Below are 20,945 nucleotides of genomic sequence, written 5' to 3'. Positions count from 1 at the left end.
ATCCGTTGCTGCAAACCATTGCCAGTGTAGAAATAAAAAAGCCCGTCAGAGACGGGCTTTGTTGTGCCGATCAGTCGATCAGAGCGGTTTGCCGCGATTACCGTGCTGGCTGACGAAAGCCTGAACGGCTTTCAGGTCATTGGCCAGTACCGTGCACTTCTCTTCGCGGGCGAACAGGTCAGTCAGGTGCGCCGGCAGTTCCAGAGCCTTGCCGACACCGGCCTTCTCCACCGCTTCCGGGAACTTGACCGGGTGCGCAGTGCCCAGCACCACCATCGGCGTGTCCAGGCTGCGGCGGCACTCGCGTGCGGCCTTGACGCCGATCGCGGTGTGCGGGTCGAGCACCTCACCGGTCTGGGCAAAGACGTCGGCGATGGTTTCGCAGGTTTGCGCATCATCGACCGCCAGCGAATCGAACAGCTTGCGCGCTTCGGTCCAGCGATCCTGTTCGACGCTGAAACCGCCGCCCTGCTTGAAGTTGTCCATCAGCCCGGCGATAGCCGCGCCATTGCGACCGTGCAGGTCGAACAGCAGGCGTTCGAAGTTCGACGAAACCATGATGTCCATGGACGGCGACAGGGTTGCGTGCAAGGTTTCCTTGACGTACTGGTTGCCGCTCATGAAGCGGTGCAGGATGTCGTTGCGGTTGGTGGCGACGATCAGCTGGCTGATCGGCAGGCCCATGTTGCGCGCCAGGTAGCCGGCGAAGATGTCGCCGAAGTTGCCGGTCGGAACCGAGAACGCCACCGAACGCGCCGGGCCGCCCAACTGCAGGGCTGCATGGAAGTAGTAAACGATCTGGGCCATGATCCGCGCCCAGTTGATCGAGTTCACTGCCACCAGGCGGGTGCCCTTGAGGAAGCCCTGGTCAGCGAAGCTGGCCTTGACCATTTCCTGGCAGTCGTCGAAGTTGCCTTCGATGGCGATGTTGTGGATGTTCTCGCCGAAGATGGTGGTCATCTGCCGGCGCTGAACTTCCGACACGCGCTGGTGCGGGTGGAGGATGAAGATATCGACGTTGTCGCAACGGCGGCAGCCTTCGATGGCGGCGGAACCGGTATCACCACTGGTGGCGCCGATGATCACCACGCGCTCGCCACGCTTGGCCAGCACATGATCAAGCAGGCGACCGAGCAGTTGCAGGGCGAAATCCTTGAACGCCAGGGTTGGGCCATGGAACAGCTCCAGCACCCATTCGTTGCTGTTCAGCTGACGCAGCGGTGCAACCGCGGCATGGGCGAACTCGCCGTAGGTTTCTTCGAGAATCTTCTTGAAATCGGCATCGGCGATGCTGCCGGTGACGAACGGGCGCATCACCCGGAACGCCAGCTCGTGGTAGGGCAGGCCGGCCCAGGAAGCGATTTCTTCCTGGGTGAAACGCGGCAGGTTTTCCGGCACGTACAGGCCGCCGTCGCTGGCAAGACCGGCCAGCAGCACGTCTTCAAAGTTCAGGGCCGGTGCCTGGCCGCGGGTACTGATGTAGCGCATTTTTGCAAACCTTCGGTTTGAGCTTCAAGCTTCAAGCTTCAAGCTGCAAGTCACCGCAGTCCCGCTGTGATCTTGCCGCTTGCCGCTTGCCGCTTGCCGCAGTTGTCAGTTGAGTTGTTCGACGCGGATACGCACGACGTTGCCGACCACATCCTGCAAGGCTTCCAGGGCGGTGATGGCGTCGTTCATGCGTTGCTCGATCACTCGATGAGTGAGCAGGATCATGGGCACCAGGCCGTCCTGTTCCTCGACTTCCTTCTGCATGATCGATTCGATATTGATGCCGCGCTCGGAAAGGATGCTCGCCACCTGGGCCAGCACGCCCGGGTGATCCTTGGCCTGGATGCGCAGGTAGTAGGCGCTTTCGCAGGCTTCGATCGGCAGGATCGGGTGGGCCGACAGCGAGTCAGGCTGGAAGGCCAGGTGCGGTACGCGGTTCTCCGGATCAGAAGTCATGGCGCGAACCACATCGACCAGGTCGGCAATCACCGACGAAGCGGTAGGCTCCATGCCGGCGCCAGCACCGTAGAACAGGGTCGAACCGGCAGCATCACCGTTGACCATCACGGCGTTCATCACGCCGTTGACGTTGGCGATCAGGCGGTCGGCCGGGATCAGCGTCGGGTGCACTCGCAGCTCGATACCGTTGGCAGTGCTGCGGGCCACGCCCAGGTGCTTGATGCGATAACCCAGCGCTTCGGCGTAGTTGACGTCAGCGGTGGTCAGCTGAGTGATGCCTTCGGTGTAGGCCTTGTCGAACTGCAGCGGGATCCCAAAGGCAATGGACGCCAGGATGGTCAGCTTGTGCGCGGCATCGATGCCTTCGACGTCGAAGGTCGGGTCGGCTTCGGCGTAACCCAGGGCCTGGGCTTCGGCCAGCACGTCGGGGAACGCACGGCCTTTTTCACGCATTTCGGTGAGGATGAAGTTGCCGGTACCGTTGATGATCCCGGCCACCCAGTTGATACGGTTGGCCGACAGGCCTTCACGGATCGCCTTGATCACCGGGATGCCACCGGCCACAGCCGCTTCGAAGGCGACGATAACGCCCTTCTCACGGGCCTTGGCGAAGATCTCGTTGCCGTGCACGGCAATCAGCGCCTTGTTGGCGGTGACCACGTGCTTGCCGTTGTCGATGGCCTTGAGCACCAGCTCGCGGGCAATGGTGTAGCCGCCGATCAGCTCGATGACAATGTCGATTTCCGGGTTCGTTGCGACCTCGAACACATCAGCGGTAATGGGGGTACCGGTAATCTGGCAATTCGGGTTTGGCGAACGCATGGCAATCTGTGCCACTTCAATACCACGCCCGGCACGGCGGGCGATCTCCTCGGCGTTACGCTGAAGTACATTGAAGGTACCGCCACCGACGGTCCCCAACCCACAGATGCCTACTTTGACCGGTTTCACTGTGAACTCCCCATGAAACGACCGGCTGGCAGCCGATCGTGAAACTGCCGTCACCCCAAGGCAACGGCTTGCGATTGAATTACTTGGCCAGGGCCAGCTTGGCCACTTGCGGCGCCGGCTGGTAGCCCGGAATCACCTGGCCGTTTTCCAGGACGATGGCCGGCGTGCCGTTGACGCCGATCGACTGGCCCAGGGCGAACTGCTTGCCGACCGGGTTGGCGCACTTGGCGGCCTTGATTTCCTTGCCGTCGATCATCTTGTCCAGCGCCGCCTTGCGGTCGCTCGAGCACCAGACCGCCTGCAACTGCTCGTCACCCGGCGAACCCAGGCCCTGACGCGGGAAGGCGACGTAGCGCACTTCGATACCGCGACGGTTGAGCTCAGGCACTTCGGCGTGCAGCTTGTGGCAGTACGGGCAGGTGGTGTCGGTAAACACGGTGATGTGCGACTTGGTTTCGCCCTTGGCAGGATAAACCACCATCTCGGCCGCTGGAATGGCATTGATGGTCTTGGCGATGGCCTGCCGTTCGGTCTTCTCGGTCAGGTTGACCGGCTTGCCGTCCTGGATCTGGAACAGATAGCCCTGCATGACGAACTGGCCATCGGCGCTGGCGTACAGCACGCGGCCGCCTTCGAGCTTGACTTCATACAGGCCGTTGAGCGGGCTGCTGGCAACGCTATCGACCGGCACGCCCAGTTCCAGGGACTGCAGGGTCTTGCGGATCGCCTGCTCGGCGTTGTCGGCGGCAGCGGCAAAGGTGCTGACCAGCGCCAGGGCGGCGGCGGCGAAAATCTGGGTCACGCGCATGGGAACTCCTGAGGGCGGACGGGGGCCGGAAGCTGGACGCACGTGCTTAAACCACGGCGATTACACGGCCCTTGATGCAAACCGCACAAGCCTACCACAGATGCCAGCACAGACCGACTGCGGGCGATGCACGCAATGTTCGATCAGCGCTCAGCCGCGCGGGTGATGCCGGGCATGCAGTTCCTGCAGCCGCGCGCGGGCCACATGGGTGTAGATCTGGGTGGTCGACAGGTCGCTGTGGCCGAGCAGCATCTGCACCACGCGCAAGTCGGCGCCGTGGTTGAGCAGGTGAGTGGCGAAGGCATGGCGCAGGGTGTGCGGCGACAGGCTCTTGTCGATACCGGCCACCAGCGCCTGGTGCTTGATGCGGTGCCAGAAGGTCTGGCGGGTCATCTGCTCGCCGCGCAGGCTGGGGAACAATACATCGCTGGGACGCCCGCCGAGCAGTTCGTTACGGCCGTCACGCAGGTAGCGCTCAATCCACACCACCGCCTCTTCACCCATGGGCACCAGGCGCTCCTTGCTGCCCTTGCCCATCACCCGCAGCACGCCCTGGCGCAGGTTGACCTGATCGAGGGTCAGGCTGACCAGTTCGGTGACACGCAAGCCACAGGCATACAGCACTTCAAGCATGGCGCGGTCGCGCTGGCCGATCGGCTCGCTCAGGTCCGGTGCCTGCAGCAAGGCTTCGACGTCGGCTTCCGACAGGGATTTGGGCAATGGCCGCCCCAGTTGCGGCATTTCCACCTGCAGGGTCGGGTCAATGCCGATCAGTTTTTCCCGCAACAGGTAGCGATAGAAGCCTCGCACCCCGGAGAGAAAACGCGCGGTCGAGCGTGGCTTGTAGCCCTGCTCCAGGCGCCAGGCCAGGTGATCGAGGATCAGTTCGCGCCCGGCATTGGGCAGCTCGACGCCCTGCTCCGTGAGCCAGCCGTTGAACAGCGCCAGGTCGCTGCGGTAGGAATCGCGGGTGTTGTCGGCCAGGCCCTTCTCCAGCCACAGGGCGTCCAGGAACTGATCGATAAGCGGATGTTCAATAGCGGGCATGACAACTCTGCGGCAAGCGACGAAAACGACGAATTGCCGCTAGTCTTCCATAACACTGCCGGCATAGGGAGCCCGAATGAACGAACAACAGATATTGCTGGCATTTGGCGGGATAGGTCTGGCAGCGCTGTGCTGCCAATGGCTGGCCTGGCGCCTGAAGCTGCCGGCGATCCTTTTCCTGCTGCTCAGCGGCATTCTCGCCGGCCCGTTGCTCGGCTGGCTCGACCCACAGGAACTGTTCGGCCCATTGCTGATGCCGCTGGTGTCGCTGGCGGTGGCGCTGATCCTGTTCGAAGGCAGCCTGACCCTGCACCTGTCGCAATGGAAAGACATCGGCAGCGTGGTGCAGCGCATGGTCACCCTCGGCGCGCTGTCGACCTGGCTGGTAATCACCCTGGCCACCCACTGGCTGCTGGGCTTCGACTGGCTGCTGGCAATCTTGTTCGGCACCCTGACCCTGGTGACCGGGCCGACGGTGATCGTGCCGATGCTTCGAGTGGTACGGCCCAAGGCAACGATCGCCAACATCCTGCGCTGGGAAGGCATCGTTATCGACCCGATCGGCGCGCTGCTGGCGGTGGTGGTCTACAGCTTCATCATCGCCAGCGCCGCCGGCGACGGCCTGAGCCACAGCCTGGTGACCTTTGCCGGGGTGATTGTCTGCGGCAGCGCGTTCGGCGTGGCCGGCGGCTGGCTGCTCGGCCAGGTGATGCGTCACCAATGGCTGCCGGAGTATTTGCACAACCTGGCGTCGCTGGCGGCGGTGCTGGGGATTTTCATTGGTGCCAACCAGGTGATGCATGAGTCGGGCCTGCTGGCGGTCACCCTCATGGGCATGTGGCTGGCCAACATGAAGGGCGTGGATGTCCGGCAGATTTTGCACTTCAAGGAGAACCTCAGCGTGCTGCTGATCTCCGGGCTGTTCATCCTCCTGGCCGCGCGCCTGGACCTCAATGCCTTGATCGGCCTGGGCCCAGCGGTGCTGGCCCTGCTGCTGATCATTCAGTTCGTGGCCCGGCCGCTTAACGTCGCGCTGTCGACCTTTGGCTCGCAATTGAACTGGCGCGAACGCGCCCTGCTGGCCTGGATCGCCCCGCGCGGCATCGTTGCCGCCGCGGTGTCGGCGATCTTTGCCATCCGCCTGGATGAAGCCGGGCATGAAGGCGCACTGCTGCTGGTGCCATTGACCTTCGCGGTGATCATCGGCACCGTGGTGCTGCAGAGCGCCACTTCGCGGCCCTTGGCACGCCTGCTCAAGGTTGCCGAACCTGCCCCCAGCGGTTTTTTGATCGTCGGCGCCAACCCGCCGGCCCGCGCTGTGGCCAAGGCTTTGCAACAGCTCGATTGCCGGGTGCTGCTGGCCGATTCCAGCTGGGAGAACATCCGCGCGGCACGCATGGACGGCTTGCCAACCTACTTCGGCCACCCCGCCTCGCAGCATGCCGATGCCCACCTGGACCTGGTAGGCCTGGGGCATTTGCTCGGGTTGTCACCGGCAGGTGAGCTCAACACCCTGGCCTGCACGCGCTTTCGCCACGACTTTGGCCCGCAGCGGCTGTTTGTCCTGGCCAGTGGCCTTGAGGCCAAGCGCAGCGACAAGCACCGCGCCAGCGATGAGCACCGCGGGCAGACACTCGGAAGCCAGCCGCTGACCTACGGGCAGTTGGCCGGATTACTGAACAATGGCGCCGAGCTGTACAGCACGCACCTGACCGAGGCATTCGGCTGGGCGGACTACCAGGCGCTGCATGGCGAGCGGGCCAACCCGTTGTTTGCCCGCGATGGCAGTGGCTGGGTGCATGTGTTCGGGCCCGACAGCCTGCTCAAGCCCGGGCCTGGGTGGACACTGGTGGCGTTGATTCAGCCGCAGTAGGCGCGGGCTTGCCCCGCGATAAGGCCGGTGAAGTCTACACATTATCGCGGGGCAAGCCCGCTCCTACAGGATGGTCAGAACCCGGGCAATACCGGCACCGGGCGCTTGTCTTCATCGATGGCGACAAAGCTGAACAGGCCATGGATGGCCTTTTCGCGACTGTCGCAGCTCATGCTTTCGACAAACACTTCAACCTCGACCTTGAGGCTGGTGTTACCCACTGTCGCCACCCGCCCGACCAGCTCGACGATGGAGCCGGCGGCAATCGGGTGCTTGAAGTCGATACGGTCGGTCGACACCGTTACCAGCGGCAAGCGGCAGAAACGCGTGGCAGCAATGAACGAGACTTCGTCCATCCAGGCCAGCGCGGTGCCGCCGAACAGGGTGTTGTGGTGGTTGGTGGTGGACGGGAATACCGCCTTGGTCACGCGGGTCACCGACAGTTCGGTGCGGCGCTCGATTTCCTGCTCTCTGGAGGTCATGGGCTTCACATTGGACGACAAATTTCAGACAACAAAAAAGCAGCCCGAAGGCTGCTTTTTTCGCATGGTGGCCGTAGCCACCGGTCAAGCTGTCCTCAGGACAGTTTTTCCTTGATGCGAGCGGCTTTACCGGACAGGTCGCGCAGGTAGTACAGCTTGGCTTTACGCACGTCACCACGACGTTTCACGGCCAGGCTGTCGATTTGCGGGCTGTAGGTCTGGAAAGTACGCTCAACGCCAACACCGTTGGAGATCTTGCGAACAGTGAAAGCACTGTTCACACCACGGTTACGCTTGGCGATGACAACGCCTTCGAAAGCCTGCAGACGCGAACGATCGCCTTCCTTCACTTTCACCTGAACGACGATGGTGTCGCCCGGGGCAAAGGTCGGGATCTCTTTGGTCATCTGCTCTGCTTCGAGTGCAAGAATGATTTTGTTGGTCATGCTGTGCTCCTAAGGTAAATCAGCTGGATTTACCATCGATACGTTAACTATCGTCCCGCTCACGGAGGTATTCCGCCAGCAGCTTCTTCTCTTCTCCAGAAAGTGAGCGACTTTCCAGAAGATCGACGCGTCGTTCATAGGTCCGCCCAAGGGACTGCTGTAAACGCCATCGCCGGATGTGTGCATGGTTGCCACTAAGCAACACGTCGGGAACACGCTGATCCGCATACACCTCAGGTCGGGTGTAGTGCGGGCAATCAAGCAGACCATCGGTGAAGGAATCTTCCTGCGCCGAGTCCGCATGCCCTAAAGCTCCAGGCAGCAGTCGTGTAACCGCATCGATCAGGACCATCGCCGGCAGCTCGCCGCCAGACAGGACATAGTCTCCAATCGACCACTCTTCATCGACATGAGCTTCAATAAAGCGCTCGTCGATGCCTTCATATCGACCGGCTATCAGAATCAACGATTCGTGCTTCGCCAGGTCTTTGACCGCCGACTGAGTCAGTTTGCGGCCTTGTGGGCTCAGGTAAATCACCTTTGCCGCCTCTCCGGTTGCCTGCCTGGCATTCACCAGGGCGTCTTCCAGAGGCTTGATCTTCATCACCATGCCCGGACCACCGCCAAACGGCCGATCATCTACCGTATGGTGACGATCTGTGGTGTAGTCCCGCGGGTTCCAGCAGGTCAGTTGCAACAACCCCTGTTTCACCGCGCGGCTGGTAATGCCGTACTCACTGATGGCCGAGAACATCTCGGGGAACAGCGTGATGACGTCTACGCGCAGGCTGGCCATTGCTTAGAAGTCCGCGTCCCATTCGACCCTCATTTCGCCTGCAACCAGGTCGATCTTCAACACGCATTGCTCGGTATAGGGCAACAGGCGTTCTCGATCATCCAGGCTGCCCGCGCAGGGCTTGACCACCATTACATCGTTCGCGCCGGTCTCCAACAGGTGATCAATCGTGCCGAACAGCTGTTCGTCCTGATTGATGACTTTCAGACCCACCAACTGGTACCAGTAGTACTCGTCGGCAGACAGGTTGGGCAAAAGGCTACGCGAGATACAAATCTCATAACCGCTCAGAAGACGGGCTTCATCACGATCGTCGAGGCCTTTGAGCTTGGCGACCAGGTCCTTTTGAGTGGAACGGCCACTGACCAGCTCGACCTGTTTTACCTTCCCTTCGTGCCGAAGCGTCCAGTTACGGTAATCCAACAGGTTTTCAATCGGATCGGTAAAGGAGAAGACCTTTACCTCGCCGCGAACGCCGTGAACCGAAAAAATCTTGCCAACGACGATCAGGTCATCAGCTTTTTCTGGCGTCGCGCTCATACTATTCAGGCAGCAGCCTTAGCAGCATCTTTCAGCAGTTTTGCAACGCGCTCGGATGGCTGTGCGCCAACGCTCAGCCAGTGAGCAACGCGGTCTTGTTTAACGGACAGGCGAACTTCCTGGCCACGAGCGATAGGGTTGAAGAAACCAACCTGCTCGATGTGCGAACCGGTAACCGGGTTACGCGAGTCGGTCACGGTCAGGGTGTAGAATGGGCGCTTTTTAGAGCCACCACGGGCAAGACGGATGGTTAGCATTGAACATCGTTCCTGTAGTCGGTGCTGCAAATCATAATGCACAGCGGGCACACGGGTGCCCGAAAGGCCGCATATTCTCAAGGAATACACGGACTTTTGCAAATGCCTTTTTACGCCAGGTAAAAAGGACAGCCTGCAGATCTGCGCTTCGTACAGCCTCTATATAAAGGCTGCGTTGTTCCCGCCGGGGCGGGAGTCCGATCGTCGGCCCGTTTCCAGGCCGCCGATGCGAATAGGGTTACAGTTTGGGCATGCCGCCGCCGGGCATCATGCCACCCAGGCCGCGCATCATCTTGGCCATGCCGCCTTTGGCAGAAAACTTCTTCATCATCTTCTGCATCTGCTTGTGCTGCTTGATCAGACGGCCGATGTCCTGCACCTGGGTGCCGGAACCAAGGGCGATACGGCGTTTGCGCGAACCGCTGATCAGCTCAGGGTCGCGGCGCTCGGCCGGGGTCATCGAGTTGATGATCGCTTCCATCTGCTTGAACTGCTTCTCGGCGGCGCCCTGGGCGCTGCCCATCTGGGCCAGGTTGACACCGCCGATGCTCGGCAGCTTGTCCATCAGGCCGCCCAGGCCACCCATGTTCTTCATTTGTTGCAGCTGGTCGCGGAAGTCTTCGAGGTCGAAGCCCTTGCCCTTCTTCAGCTTCTTGGCCAGTTTGTCGGCCTTGTCCTTGTCGAGGGTCTGTTCGGCCTGCTCGATCAGGCTGAGCACGTCGCCCATGCCCAGGATGCGCGAAGCGATACGGTCGGGGTGGAACGGCTCGAGCGCGTCGCTTTTCTCGCCCATACCGATGAACTTGATCGGCTTGCCGGTAATGGCGCGCACCGACAGCGCGGCACCGCCACGGGCGTCACCGTCGACCTTGGTGAGGATCACCCCGGTCAGCGGCAATGCATCGCCGAACGCCTTGGCCGTATTGGCGGCGTCCTGGCCGGTCATGGCGTCGACCACGAACAACGTCTCGATCGGCTTGACCGCAGCGTGCAGGTCCTTGATCTCGGTCATCATTTCGGCGTCGATGTGCAGACGGCCGGCGGTGTCGACGATGACCACGTCGATGAACTTGAGCTTGGCTTCGCGGATCGCCGCCTCAGCGATGGCCACCGGCTTCTGGCTGATATCCGACGGGAAGAAGGTCACGCCGATGTCGCCCGCCAGGGTTTCCAGCTGCTTGATCGCCGCCGGACGGTAGACGTCGGCCGAGACCACCATCACGGTCTTTTTCTTGCGCTCTTTAAGAAAGCGCGCCAGCTTGCCGGCGGTGGTAGTCTTGCCCGCGCCCTGCAGACCGGCCATCAGCACTACCGCAGGCGGTGCGGCGTTGAGCGCCAGGTCTTCGTTGGCGGCGCCCATCAGGCCTTCAAGCTCGGCCTGGACGATCTTCACGAACGCCTGGCCCGGGGTCAGGCTGCGCGACACCTCGGTGCCGACCGCACGCTCCTTGACCTTGTTGACGAAATCCTTGACCACCGGCAGGGCGACGTCAGCCTCGAGCAACGCCATGCGCACTTCACGCAGGGTGTCTTTGATGTTGTCTTCGGTCAGCTTGGCCTTGCCGGTGACATGGCGCAGCGTCTGTGACAGACGGTCGGTCAGGTTTTCAAACATGGTGATCCTTTCGGGCTCTGTAGAACCGAGGTTTATCAGCTGCCTCTGGCGTATTCGGCCGGCCTTGGGCAGGGGCAGGCCGGCGATTATAACGAAGACTTGGCCCAGCGCACACCATGCCGTCGGCTGGCAGTCTTCCTAGGCGGGCGCGATCTATGCCAAACTCAGTCCCTTTCGGGCTTGCCTAACAGGACTTATGCTCCCCTTGTCACCCAGCTTGCTACCCAATCTCATCGCCGCCTGCCTGTATGCCGCCGCGACCTTCTATCAAGGCTCACGCCTGGCCCAGGGCACCAAGGCCGACAAACGCCTGCTCGGCCTGCTTGGCGCGCTGGCGGTCATTGCCCAGGGCACTGCGCTGTTCTGGCAACTGCTCACGCCCCTGGGCCTGAGCCTGGACTTCTTTAGCGCCGCCAGCCTGATCGCCACCGCGGTGATCGCCCTGACCCTGCTGGCCTGCCTGCGCATCCCGGTGGAGAACCTGCTGCTGTTGCTGTTCCCGCTGGGCATGGCCACGGCGCTGATCGCCCAGTTCGCGCCGTCGGGCACGGTGCCGCTGATCAACGAAGAGCCGGGCATCCTCGCGCATATCCTGCTGTCGATCCTGGCCTATGGCATGTTCACCATCGCCGTGGTGCAGTCCCTGCTGCTGCTGTTGCAGGATCACCAGCTCAAGCACAAGCACCCCTCCGGGCTGATCAAGAACTTCCCGCCGCTGCAAACCATGGAAAGCCTGCTGTTCGGCTTCCTCTGGGCCGGCTGGGGCCTGCTGTCGCTGTCACTGCTGTCCGGCTGGCTGTTCCTCGACAACCTGTTCGCCCAGCACCTGGTGCATAAAACCCTGCTGGCGTGCCTGGCCTGGATCGTCTTCAGCGTATTGCTGTGGGGCCGCACCCGCCTCGGCTGGCGCGGGCACAAGGCGATCCGCTGGACCCTGGCCGGCTTCTGCCTGCTGATGCTGGCCTATTTCGGCAGCAAGCTGGTACGCGAATTCATCCTGCATATCTGACGGGCACAGGTAAATGGACGCTCTGCCGTTAGGACCGCTACTCGGCGTATTGGCACTGGCACTGCTGTGGTCGGCGCTGTTCACCGCAGTGGACGCCGCCCAGCAGCAACTCAACGGTGGCCGGCGCAACCCGCAGACCGGCGAGCACCCCGAACTTGCCGTAACCCCTCAGGCCCTGGTGCTGTGCTCGACCCTGGGCAAGCTGCTGGTATTGGCCCTGGCCTGCCTGATGGGCCAGCGCTACAGCGGCGAGCACGGTTTCTGGCTGGCCGGCCTGGGCGCCGCCGCCGTACTTTTGATCGTTGCCGAATACCTGCCGCGACAGCTGGCCAGGCGCAATCCGCAGGCCTTCATCGGCCTGGGTAACAGCTTGCTCAAAGTGCCGCTCAAGCTGTTGCAGCCCCTGGCCTGGCTGCTCGATGGCTGCGCGCGGGTGCTGCTGCGCCCGTTCCGGGTGCAAAGCCATGCGGTAGCGCTGCACGACAACGACGACAGCGACAGCTACGCCGCCGACGAGCCGGATGCCGACCAGCGCCTGAACCTGCCGGAAAGCCTGCTGGCGTTGGACAAAATCACCGTCAACGACATCCTCGTGCCGCGCAACGATGTCGACGGCATCAACCTCGACGAGCCGATCGAGGCAATCATCGAGCAGTTGATCATCAGCCGCCACACCCGCCTGCCGGTCTACCACAGCGATATCAACCAGGTGGAGGCGATCCTCAATACCAAGCTGATCAGCCACCTGCTGCCCAAGGCCGAACTGACCCGCGAAACCCTGCAGGCGGCCTGCTACGAACCCTATTTCGTGCCGGAAAGCACCCCGTTGCAGCTGCAATTGCTGAATTTCCACAAACAGCAGCGGCGCCTGGGCGTGGTGGTCGACGAGTACGGTGAAGTACTGGGCATCGTTACCCTGGAAGACATCCTCGAAGAAATCGTCGGCGAGTTCGAAGACGAACACAGCCTCGACAACCCGCATATCCACCCCCAGGCCGACGGGCGCTTTGTCATCGAAGGCAACGTGTCGATCCGCGAGCTCAACCGCACCCTGGGCTGGCACCTGCCCAGCGACGGGCCGAAGACCCTCAACGGCCTGGTCACCGAAGCCCTGGAAAGCATCCCGGCAAGCGCCGTGTGCCTGAAAATCGGCCGTTATCGCCTGGAAATCCTCGAAACCGAGGACAATTGTGCCAGTCGCATACTGGTCTGGACGCTCAAGCGCTAGCTATACTGACCCCACGCTTACCCAGCCCCAGCCGTCTCGCCCGCTACCCGCACCGGCGTCACACGGCCAGTCAGCCTGACTGAACATTGCGCGCACCAGCGGTACTGGTTCACACCCCGAGCCTTGCCCGCGCCCGCCCCCATCCCCAACGGGCGTATGTTTCGTCACGCGACCATAACAATTCGCTTCGGCGCACGCCCTTGCCTGCCTGCTCGTATCAGGCTGGCGGCGATGCCCATGGAGCTCTCGACTGACAGGGATAATCGCATGACCACCAGCAGCACCTACCCCGAAACCGCCCAGGCCAGCCCCGGCAACTCGCCGGCACGGGTTGCCACCGCCAGCTTCATCGGCACCGCCATCGAGTTCTACGACTTCTACGTGTACGCCACCGCGGCGGCGCTGGTGATCGGCCCGGTGTTCTTCCCGCAGACCTCCGGCACCGCGCAGATGCTCTCGGCGTTCCTTACTTTCGGCATCGCCTTCCTGGCCCGGCCCCTGGGTTCGGCGCTGTTCGGTCACTTTGGCGACCGTATCGGCCGTAAATCGACCCTGGTCGCATCCTTGCTGCTGATGGGCGTGTGTACCACCTTGATTGGCGTGCTGCCTGGCTATGACAGCATTGGCGCCTGGGCGCCGATCCTGCTTTGCGTGTTGCGCTTCGGCCAGGGGCTTGGACTTGGCGGTGAATGGGGCGGCGCGGCGTTGCTGGCCACCGAGAACGCGCCCAAGGGCAAGCGCGCCTGGTTCGGCATGTTCCCGCAGCTAGGCCCTTCGATCGGTTTTCTGGCGGCCAACGGCCTGTTCCTGACCCTGGCCATGCTGCTGACCGATGAGCAATTCCGCAGTTGGGGCTGGCGCATTCCGTTCCTGCTCAGCGCCGTGCTGGTGATGGTCGGCCTGTATGTGCGCCTGAAGCTCGAAGAAACCCCGGTCTTCGCCAAGGCCGTGGCCCGTCACGAGCGGGTGAAGATGCCGGTGGTCGAGCTCTTCGCCCAGTACTGGGCCCCCACCCTGCTGGGCGCGGCGGCCATGGTGGTGTGCTATGCGCTGTTTTACATCTCGACGGTGTTCTCGCTCAGCTATGGCGTCTCGACCTTGGGTTACAGTCGCGAGACCTTCCTCGGCCTGCTGTGCTTCGCGGTGCTGTTCATGGCCCTGGCCACGCCACTGTCGGCCTTGCTCAGCGACCGTTACGGGCGCAAGCCGGTGCTGATTGTCGGCGCTGTGCTGGCCATTGCCTCGGGCTTTACCATGGAGCCGCTGCTGACCTCGGGTTCGACCACGGGGGTGGCGCTGTTCCTGGCCATCGAGCTGTTTTTGATGGGCGTGACCTTTGCGCCGATGGGCGCCTTGCTGCCTGAGCTGTTCCCCACTCACGTGCGTTACACCGGGGCGTCGGCAGCCTACAACCTGGGCGGGATCGTCGGCGCCTCGGCGGCACCGTTCTTTGCCCAGAAGCTGGTGGCCATGGGCGGTTTGAGCTGGGTCGGCGGCTATGTCTCGGCGGCAGCTGTGCTGAGCCTGATTGCGGTGTTGTGCCTGAAAGAGACGCGCCACTCGGAGCTGTAAAATCATCGCGGGGCAAGCCCGCTCCTACCGGTGTAGGAGCGGGCTTGCCCCGCGATTGCTTAGAACTCTACCTTGACCGCCTGCGAAGCACGGGTGGCCTTGGCCCGGGCGGCTTCGATCGACTCGTCGCGGGCCAGGCACACGCCCATGCGCCGCTGGCCGTTGACCTCAGGCTTGCCGAACAGGCGAATGGCGGTATCCGGCTCGCTCAGGGCGGCGCCGAGGTTGGCGAAGGCGGTCTGCTGCGACTGGCCTTCCACCAGGATCACCGCCGACGCCGACGGGCCGAACTGACGGATCAGCGGGATCGGCAAGCCCAGGATCGCCCGCGCATGCAGGGCGAACTGCGACAGGTCCTGGGAAATCAGGGTCACCAGGCCGGTGTCATGCGGGCGTGGCGAGACTTCGCTGAACCACACCTGGTCGCCTTTGACGAACAGCTCGACACCGAACAGGCCGCGGCCGCCCAGTGCCTCGGTCACCGCTTTGGCCACCCGCTCGGATTCAGCCAGGGCCACCGGGCTCATCGCCTGCGGCTGCCAGGATTCCTGGTAATCGCCCTTCTCCTGACGGTGGCCGACCGGCGCGCAGAAGGTGGTGCCGCCGACATGACGAACGGTCAGCAGGGTGATTTCGTAGTCGAAATCAATAAAGCCTTCGATGATCACCCGGCCCTTGCCGGCACGCCCGCCTTCCTGGGCATAGTCCCAGGCCTGTTGCACGTCGTCAGCGCTGCGCAACAGGCTCTGGCCCTTGCCCGACGAACTCATCACCGGCTTGACCACGCACGGGAAGCCGAGGTCGTCGACGGCCTTGGCGTATTCCTCGAAGGTGTCGGCGAAATGGTACGGCGAGGTCGGCAGGTCGAGTTCTTCGGCGGCCAGGCGACGGATGCCTTCGCGGTTCATGGTCAATTGCGCGGCGCGGGCGGTCGGCACCACGGTGAAACCTTCGTTTTCCAGCTCGACCAGGGTCGCGGTGGCGATGGCTTCGATTTCCGGGACGATGTAGTGCGGCTTCTCGGCCTCGATCACTGCCCGCAGGGCGGCGCCGTCGAGCATGTTGATCACGTGGCTGCGATGGGCCACCTGCATGGCCGGGGCATTGGCGTAACGGTCCACGGCAATCACTTCAACGCCCAGGCGTTGCAGTTCGATCACCACTTCCTTGCCCAGTTCGCCGCAGCCACAGAGCAGTACGCGGGTCGCGGTCGGCGACAATGGGGTTCCGATACGGGTCATTTCAGGTCCTCAGAGGGAAGAACATCCTGGGCCGCCCCGTACTCGGTGCAACCCGGTGAAAAGGAGCGCCATTTTACATGAACCGTGCTCAGCCGGTGACCACCCGCTTGCGCGCGCGCCAGGCCATGGCCAGCCAGACCACGGTGACCCCAGCGAATTTCGAGGCCATGGCGGTGCCGACCACGGCCGGGGTCAGGGCGCCGATCATGCCGAAGAAGATAAAGGTGTCGATCGGGATGCTCAGCGCCGAACTCAGCCACAGGCGATCGTGCAGCGGCCGCTTGGTGATGGTGAACACCAGCCAGTCGATCAGCTCGGACACCGCGAAGGCAGTGGCGCTGGCCAGGGCGATGGCCGGCTCCGAGGTGATGTAGGACAGCACCAGGGCCGCCAGCATGGCCAGCAGCGCGCCGTGGCCGAAGCGGGTCTGGACCATGTCGCGCAGGATGAACACCAGCCCGCCCCAGGCGGACCAGATGACGTCCAGGTGCGGGGCACTGGAGAAGGCGTAGTTGATCAGCACTACGCTGCTGATATAGGCAATCAGAAAGAACATGGGATCGACCGCTGGGTAAGCGCTACAGGGTACTGCAGCGCTTGCCGGCGGCCAAGCGGCGGATCATGCGCCGACGCTGAAGATCAGCCCGGCCGCGACCGCGCGCTCGTGGCACAGCTTGAGCACCTGACGCCGCTCGCTGTTGTCCATCCGCCCCCAGCGGGTGATTTCAGCGGCGCTGCGTTGGCAGCCGGTGCAGATATCGGCGTCATCCAGCGCGCAGATCTGCACGCAGGGCGAGGCCACCGGGCGTTCAGGCGTGCTCATCAATCCTCCTGTGGGGCCAGGTCGCGGGCATAACGCTCGGCGTTGTGCACGTAGTGGGCGGCACTGGCTTCAAGCATCTTCTTTTGCGCCTCGGTCAGTTCGCGCACCACCTTGCCCGGCGAGCCCATCACCAGCGAGCCGTCAGGTATTTCCTTGCCTTCGGGGATCAGCGCGTTGGCGCCGATGATGCAGTACTTGCCGATCCGCGCACCGTTGAGGATCACCGCGTTGATGCCGACCAGGCTGTGGTCGCCAACCGTGCAACCGTGCAGCATGGCGTTGTGGCCGACGGTCACGCCCTTGCCCAGGGTCAGCGGCGAGCCCATGTCGGTGTGCATCACCGTGCCGTCCTGGACGTTGCTGTTCTCGCCAATGTCGATCAGCTCGTTATCGCCGCGCAACACCGCGCCGAACCAGACGTTGGCGCCGGCCTGCAGGCGTACCTTGCCGATCAGCGTGGCAGTCGGCGCAACCCAGCTGCGCGGATGGGTTTCGACCCGCAGGTCGCCCAGACGGTATTTCATGCGTGGATCCTCACGGTGCGGCGTGGCTGGCGGGTGGTCCCGCTCAAATGGGGGTAAAGCGTTCAGGCGGCTGATGCAGGCTGATGTTGGCATCGTAAAGCAAGTTGACCAGCTCGACGATCATGATCGCCGACAGCCCCCAGATCTTGTACTCGCCATAGCGGTAGCTGGGCACGTACCAACTGCGGCCCTGATAATCGATACGGTGGGTATGGTCACGCGGGTCCTGGCGAAAGAACTCCAGCGGCACGGTGAACACCGCAGCGATCTCGGCGTCGTTTGCCTGGTATTCGACAAAATCCGGAATCAGGCCGACGAAAGGCGTTACTTTCAGCCCATGCAGCGAGATCAGCGGGCTCAACGGGCCGATGATCTCCACCAGGCCCGGCGGCAGGCCGATTTCTTCTTCGGCTTCACGCAGGGCGGTGAAGATCAGGTCGGGGTCTTCCGGATCGCGGCGACCACCGGGGAAGGCCACCTCGCCGCCGTGGGTCGACAAGCCCTTGGCGCGCAGGGTCAACACCAGCTCCGGCTCTTCGCTGCGGGTGATGGGCAATAACACAGCGGCCTCGGGAAAACGTCGGTCCGTCTCCAGGGTACTCGGCGTATGACTGCTCACGCGGCGAAGTAGCTCGTCCAGCATTGCTCTCTCTCGATTCCAAAGCCTGTCGTGCATGATGCACCAAAGCCGCGGGCCGCCCAAGTCCCGGCGACGATCCGGCTTGCGGCCGCAGGGACAGTGGCGCCAAGATAGGCGCACCTAACAGGAATAAAAGCATGAAATTCTGCAGTGCGTGCGGCAATCAGGTGATTCAGCGTATTCCCGAGGGCGATACCCGCCTGCGCTATGTCTGCGATCACTGCCAGACCATTCATTACCAGAACCCCAACATCGTCGCCGGGGTGCTGCCGACCTGGGGCAGCCGGGTGCTGTTGTGCCGCCGCGCCATCGAACCGCGCCGGGGCTACTGGACCTTGCCCGCCGGGTTCATGGAGAACGGCGAAACCATCGAACAGGCCGCGCGCCGGGAAACCGATGAAGAAGCCTGCGCCCGCGTAGGCAACATGAGCCTCTACCAACTGTTCGACCTGCCGCACATCAACCAGGTGCACGTGTTCTTTCGCGCCGAGCTTGCCGACCTGGACTTTGCCGTCGGCGTCGAGAGCCTGGAAGTGCGGCTTTTCGACGAAAGTGAAATCCCGTGGGACGAGCTGGCTTTCCGCACCGTCAGTCGTACCCTAGAATGCTATTATCGTGACCGCATCGAGCAGCGCTTCCCGATCGGCAATGAATGCCTGTCACCCATGCTCGTCTCGTCACCCAACACCTAGCTTTTTCAGGGATATCGTTTCATGCGCTGGTTGCTTGCCCTTTTCTGCCTCAGTGTGGCTTCGATGTCCCAGGCGGGTTTCACCGAAACCATCATCACCCGGCCGGTCGACCAGACCGCGCCTTCGCCACTGCAACCGCAAGCGCCCAAGCCTGCGCTGATCGACAAGATCCTGGTGATCAAGTCCGAACGTCGTTTACAGCTGATCAGCGCCGGCACGCCGCTGAAAACCTACCGCATCTCCCTGGGCAAGCAACCCAAGGGCGCCAAGCTGCGCGAAGGCGACAAGCGCACCCCCGAAGGCTTCTACTGGATCGACTGGCGCAAGCAGAGCGACCGCTACAACCTGGCCATGCACGTGTCCTACCCGAATATCACCGACGCCGCCCGCGCCCGTCGTGAAGGCGTTCCGCCGGGAGGGATGATCATGATCCACGGCACGCCGCTGAGCGAGGAATACCCGGAAGAAGTCTTCCACACCCTGGACTGGACCGAAGGCTGCATCGCCATGACCAACCGCGACATGCGCGAGGTGTGGAACATGGTCCCGGACGGCACCATGATCGAGATCCGCCCTTGATCGCCCCTTAAGATGCTTCCGACAAATACGTCGGAAGCTTCCCTCGCAACTCAGGCTTCGGCCCTACCCGCCTACCGGCTCGGTAGCGCATCTATTCGAATAGTAGCGTCCATAAAATCCACGCATCTGGATATCGCCTGGACGCTACTGCATGCCCTGTTCACTCAGCATTGTCGCTGCACGCCTTGTCATCCGGCCTTCGGCCCTCTTTATTGTGCTGTTGATGGTGCGTCCCGCCAGTGCTCATGAACACCTGGGCATTCAGCCGTTGCGCGACCAGCGCCTGCAACTGGAACAACTCGAGCAACGTCAACGCCTGCGCAAGCTGCAACGTAGCGAAGAATTGGCCGAACCGGCCAGCGAAGCAGCAACCACCACCGAGGCCACGCCCTGCTGGCCGCTGAACGGCGTGCGCCTGGCTGGCAACCGGCAACTCGGCTCGGCAGAACTGGCCGCCAGCGTGCGACCGCTGCTGACCCCGTGCATGGACGTGGCACGGATCAACCTGATCCTCAAAACCATCACCGAGCAGTACTTGCAAGCCGGCTACCTGACCAGCCGCCCCTACCTGAGCCAGCCGCCGCAAGCAGGCGCGACCCTGGACATCGAGATCGTCGAGGGCTTTGTCGAGTCGATCGAGCTGGCCGACCCCGACTTGCCGCTGTCACTGCACAGCGCGTTCCCGACCCTGCTCGGCCAGCCCTTGCGCCTGAGCGAACTGGAACAGGGCATGGACCAGCTGAACCGGCTGCGAGCCTTCGACCTGGGCGCCGACCTGCTGCCCGGCGAGCTGCAAGGCGGCACCCGCATCCTCATCACGCCGCGGCAGATCAACCCGCGCTGGCGCCTGGGCAGCAGCTTCGACAACCGCGGCAGCGAGCTGACCGGGCGCGAGCGAGTCGGCGCCAGCCTGACCCTGGACAGCCCGTTGCAACTCAATGACTACAGCCAGCTGTCGCTTACCTCGTCGCTCGGTTCCGGCGCCAGTTACAGCCGCGGCTACGGCCTGTACTACAGCATCCCCTACGGCCCCTGGACCTACGCGCTCAACCTCAACCAGCTGCAGTACCAGGCGCAACTGCCGGGCCGGCGCGAACGCAGCAGTGGCCAGAGCGGGTTCTACGGCCTGAGCCTTGAACGCAACCTGTGGCGCAACCAGCACGGGCTGCTCAGCGCCAGCCTGCGCCTGGACCAGAAGCGCCTGGACAACCGCCTGGCCGGGCAACGCCTGCACGTGCAAAGCCCGACCCTTACCAGCCTGGAGGCAGGCCTGAACCTGCTGTGGCTCGACGCCAACCTGTGGAGTGCCTACCTGGGCATTGCCCAGGGCCTGGAATGGTTTGGCGCCGATACTGCGCCGCTGGCCAGCAACGCGCCGCAGCCGCAGTTTCGCAAGTACCGCGCAAGCGCCCTGCACCTGCGCCAGGGCCGTGACCCGGCCTGGCCCTGGCGTTGGCAGAGCGAACTGAACCTGCAGTACAGCGCCGACGCTCTGCCGGCAGTCGAGCAATTGCTGCTCAGCGACACCAGTGCCGTGCGCGGCTTTCGCCAACAGGTGGCGGCTGGTGCTAGCGGCGCCGCGTGGCGCAACACCCTGAGCCAGCCGTTGGCCCTGAACCTGCCCGCCGGGCTAGTGATTCGCCCGCAACTGGGCCTGGACCTGGGCTGGAGCAAATTCGACCACGGCCGCGCCGCACAGCGCTTGGCCGGCGCCCATGCCGGCCTTGAACTGAACCTGCCCGACAGCCTGCTCAAGCTTGACTACCAACGCGCGCTGCACGCCAGCAACACCCGCCGCCAGGACCTGGAGCCCGGCTACTGGCTGCTGGAGTGGGTACTGAACATCTGAAGTCCACAACAAAAAAGAGAAGACAG

Annotated in this window: 22 protein-coding genes; 7 read left to right on the top strand and 15 right to left on the bottom strand. The window is 63.0% G+C overall.

What is annotated here, in order from left to right; translation table 11 throughout:
* Window positions 1–78 precede the first annotated feature (78 nt).
* The 4 genes from thrC to xerD form a co-directional block, all read right to left on the bottom strand.
* Window positions 79–1,488: a threonine synthase gene (thrC, locus tag LOY54_RS05535; protein WP_045193698.1), complete on the bottom strand. Its 1,410-nt coding sequence runs from the start codon at window positions 1,486–1,488 to the stop codon at window positions 79–81.
* 105 nt (window positions 1,489–1,593) lie between these two features.
* Window positions 1,594–2,898, bottom strand: a complete 1,305-nt coding sequence (locus LOY54_RS05530) for a homoserine dehydrogenase (RefSeq protein ID WP_093386830.1) — start codon at window positions 2,896–2,898, stop codon at window positions 1,594–1,596.
* Between the two features lie 79 nt (window positions 2,899–2,977).
* Window positions 2,978–3,706, bottom strand: coding sequence for a bifunctional protein-disulfide isomerase/oxidoreductase DsbC (gene dsbC / locus LOY54_RS05525; RefSeq protein ID WP_045193700.1), 729 nt, complete (start codon window positions 3,704–3,706; stop codon window positions 2,978–2,980).
* Between the two features lie 150 nt (window positions 3,707–3,856).
* Window positions 3,857–4,753, bottom strand: a complete 897-nt coding sequence (gene xerD / locus LOY54_RS05520; RefSeq protein ID WP_258609718.1) for a site-specific tyrosine recombinase XerD — start codon at window positions 4,751–4,753, stop codon at window positions 3,857–3,859.
* A gap of 76 nt (window positions 4,754–4,829) precedes the next feature.
* Between xerD and LOY54_RS05515 the strand changes: the two genes are divergently transcribed.
* Entirely contained in the window at window positions 4,830–6,626 is a 1,797-nt protein-coding gene (locus tag LOY54_RS05515) for a sodium:proton antiporter (protein WP_258609716.1), read from the top strand.
* A 74-nt stretch (window positions 6,627–6,700) separates the two neighbouring features.
* On the opposite strand, the gene LOY54_RS05510 is transcribed toward LOY54_RS05515, so the two are convergent.
* The 6 genes from LOY54_RS05510 to ffh form a co-directional block, all read right to left on the bottom strand.
* The gene (locus LOY54_RS05510) at window positions 6,701–7,108 is read right to left on the bottom strand and encodes an acyl-CoA thioesterase (RefSeq protein WP_045196557.1); all 408 of its coding nucleotides are present in this window, start codon (window positions 7,106–7,108) and stop codon (window positions 6,701–6,703) included.
* A 95-nt stretch (window positions 7,109–7,203) separates the two neighbouring features.
* Window positions 7,204–7,554 (bottom strand): 50S ribosomal protein L19, encoded by a 351-nt coding sequence (rplS, locus tag LOY54_RS05505; RefSeq protein WP_038996821.1) that lies wholly within the window; start codon window positions 7,552–7,554, stop codon window positions 7,204–7,206.
* 43 nt (window positions 7,555–7,597) lie between these two features.
* The gene (gene trmD, locus LOY54_RS05500) at window positions 7,598–8,350 is read right to left on the bottom strand and encodes a tRNA (guanosine(37)-N1)-methyltransferase TrmD (RefSeq protein ID WP_045196554.1); all 753 of its coding nucleotides are present in this window, start codon (window positions 8,348–8,350) and stop codon (window positions 7,598–7,600) included.
* Window positions 8,351–8,353: 3 nt separating this feature from the next.
* On the bottom strand, window positions 8,354–8,890 hold the full coding sequence (gene rimM / locus LOY54_RS05495; RefSeq protein ID WP_093386845.1) for a ribosome maturation factor RimM: 537 nt from the start codon (window positions 8,888–8,890) through the stop codon (window positions 8,354–8,356).
* Window positions 8,891–8,895: 5 nt separating this feature from the next.
* Window positions 8,896–9,147 carry a 30S ribosomal protein S16 gene (gene rpsP, locus LOY54_RS05490; protein WP_028942918.1) on the bottom strand — a complete coding sequence of 84 codons (252 nt, stop codon included), beginning with the start codon at window positions 9,145–9,147 and terminating at the stop codon, window positions 8,896–8,898.
* A gap of 238 nt (window positions 9,148–9,385) precedes the next feature.
* Window positions 9,386–10,762 (bottom strand): signal recognition particle protein, encoded by a 1,377-nt coding sequence (gene ffh / locus LOY54_RS05485; RefSeq protein ID WP_038996825.1) that lies wholly within the window; start codon window positions 10,760–10,762, stop codon window positions 9,386–9,388.
* A gap of 196 nt (window positions 10,763–10,958) precedes the next feature.
* Here ffh and LOY54_RS05480 point away from each other — a divergent pair, with 196 nt between their 5' ends.
* From LOY54_RS05480 to LOY54_RS05470, 3 genes are all read left to right on the top strand, one after another.
* On the top strand, window positions 10,959–11,771 hold the full coding sequence (locus tag LOY54_RS05480; protein ID WP_045196549.1) for an inner membrane protein YpjD: 813 nt from the start codon (window positions 10,959–10,961) through the stop codon (window positions 11,769–11,771).
* Window positions 11,772–11,784: 13 nt separating this feature from the next.
* Window positions 11,785–12,999, top strand: a complete 1,215-nt coding sequence (locus LOY54_RS05475; RefSeq protein WP_045196547.1) for a transporter associated domain-containing protein — start codon at window positions 11,785–11,787, stop codon at window positions 12,997–12,999.
* A 267-nt stretch (window positions 13,000–13,266) separates the two neighbouring features.
* On the top strand, window positions 13,267–14,571 hold the full coding sequence (locus LOY54_RS05470; protein WP_258609711.1) for an MFS transporter: 1,305 nt from the start codon (window positions 13,267–13,269) through the stop codon (window positions 14,569–14,571).
* A 59-nt stretch (window positions 14,572–14,630) separates the two neighbouring features.
* Here the strand turns inward: LOY54_RS05470 and purT are convergent, their stop codons facing one another.
* From purT to LOY54_RS05445, 5 genes are all read right to left on the bottom strand, one after another.
* A complete protein-coding gene (purT, locus tag LOY54_RS05465; protein WP_258609709.1) occupies window positions 14,631–15,812 on the bottom strand; it encodes a formate-dependent phosphoribosylglycinamide formyltransferase in 1,182 nt (393 codons plus the stop codon).
* An 88-nt stretch (window positions 15,813–15,900) separates the two neighbouring features.
* Complete coding sequence (locus LOY54_RS05460) at window positions 15,901–16,368, bottom strand: VUT family protein (protein ID WP_093386864.1); 468 nt, start codon at window positions 16,366–16,368, stop codon at window positions 15,901–15,903.
* A 63-nt stretch (window positions 16,369–16,431) separates the two neighbouring features.
* Window positions 16,432–16,635 (bottom strand): DUF1289 domain-containing protein, encoded by a 204-nt coding sequence (locus tag LOY54_RS05455; protein WP_045196539.1) that lies wholly within the window; start codon window positions 16,633–16,635, stop codon window positions 16,432–16,434.
* Window positions 16,635–17,159, bottom strand: coding sequence for a gamma carbonic anhydrase family protein (locus LOY54_RS05450; protein WP_045196537.1), 525 nt, complete (start codon window positions 17,157–17,159; stop codon window positions 16,635–16,637). The genes LOY54_RS05455 and LOY54_RS05450 overlap by 1 nt, the downstream gene beginning before the upstream one ends.
* Before the next feature lie 43 nt (window positions 17,160–17,202).
* A complete protein-coding gene (locus LOY54_RS05445; RefSeq protein WP_010220257.1) occupies window positions 17,203–17,802 on the bottom strand; it encodes a CoA pyrophosphatase in 600 nt (199 codons plus the stop codon).
* A gap of 134 nt (window positions 17,803–17,936) precedes the next feature.
* Here LOY54_RS05445 and LOY54_RS05440 point away from each other — a divergent pair, with 134 nt between their 5' ends.
* From LOY54_RS05440 to LOY54_RS05430, 3 genes are all read left to right on the top strand, one after another.
* Window positions 17,937–18,491, top strand: coding sequence for an NUDIX hydrolase (locus tag LOY54_RS05440; RefSeq protein ID WP_195885790.1), 555 nt, complete (start codon window positions 17,937–17,939; stop codon window positions 18,489–18,491).
* A gap of 21 nt (window positions 18,492–18,512) precedes the next feature.
* Window positions 18,513–19,070: a murein L,D-transpeptidase family protein gene (locus LOY54_RS05435; RefSeq protein ID WP_045196533.1), complete on the top strand. Its 558-nt coding sequence runs from the start codon at window positions 18,513–18,515 to the stop codon at window positions 19,068–19,070.
* 151 nt (window positions 19,071–19,221) lie between these two features.
* Window positions 19,222–20,919 carry a ShlB/FhaC/HecB family hemolysin secretion/activation protein gene (locus LOY54_RS05430; protein ID WP_408980556.1) on the top strand — a complete coding sequence of 566 codons (1,698 nt, stop codon included), beginning with the start codon at window positions 19,222–19,224 and terminating at the stop codon, window positions 20,917–20,919.
* Window positions 20,920–20,945 lie beyond the last annotated feature (26 nt).

The sequence above is a fragment of the Pseudomonas sp. B21-032 genome (assembly GCF_024748965.1).
Classification (GTDB): domain Bacteria; phylum Pseudomonadota; class Gammaproteobacteria; order Pseudomonadales; family Pseudomonadaceae; genus Aquipseudomonas.
This window is presented reverse-complemented; position numbering and strand designations above follow the sequence as displayed.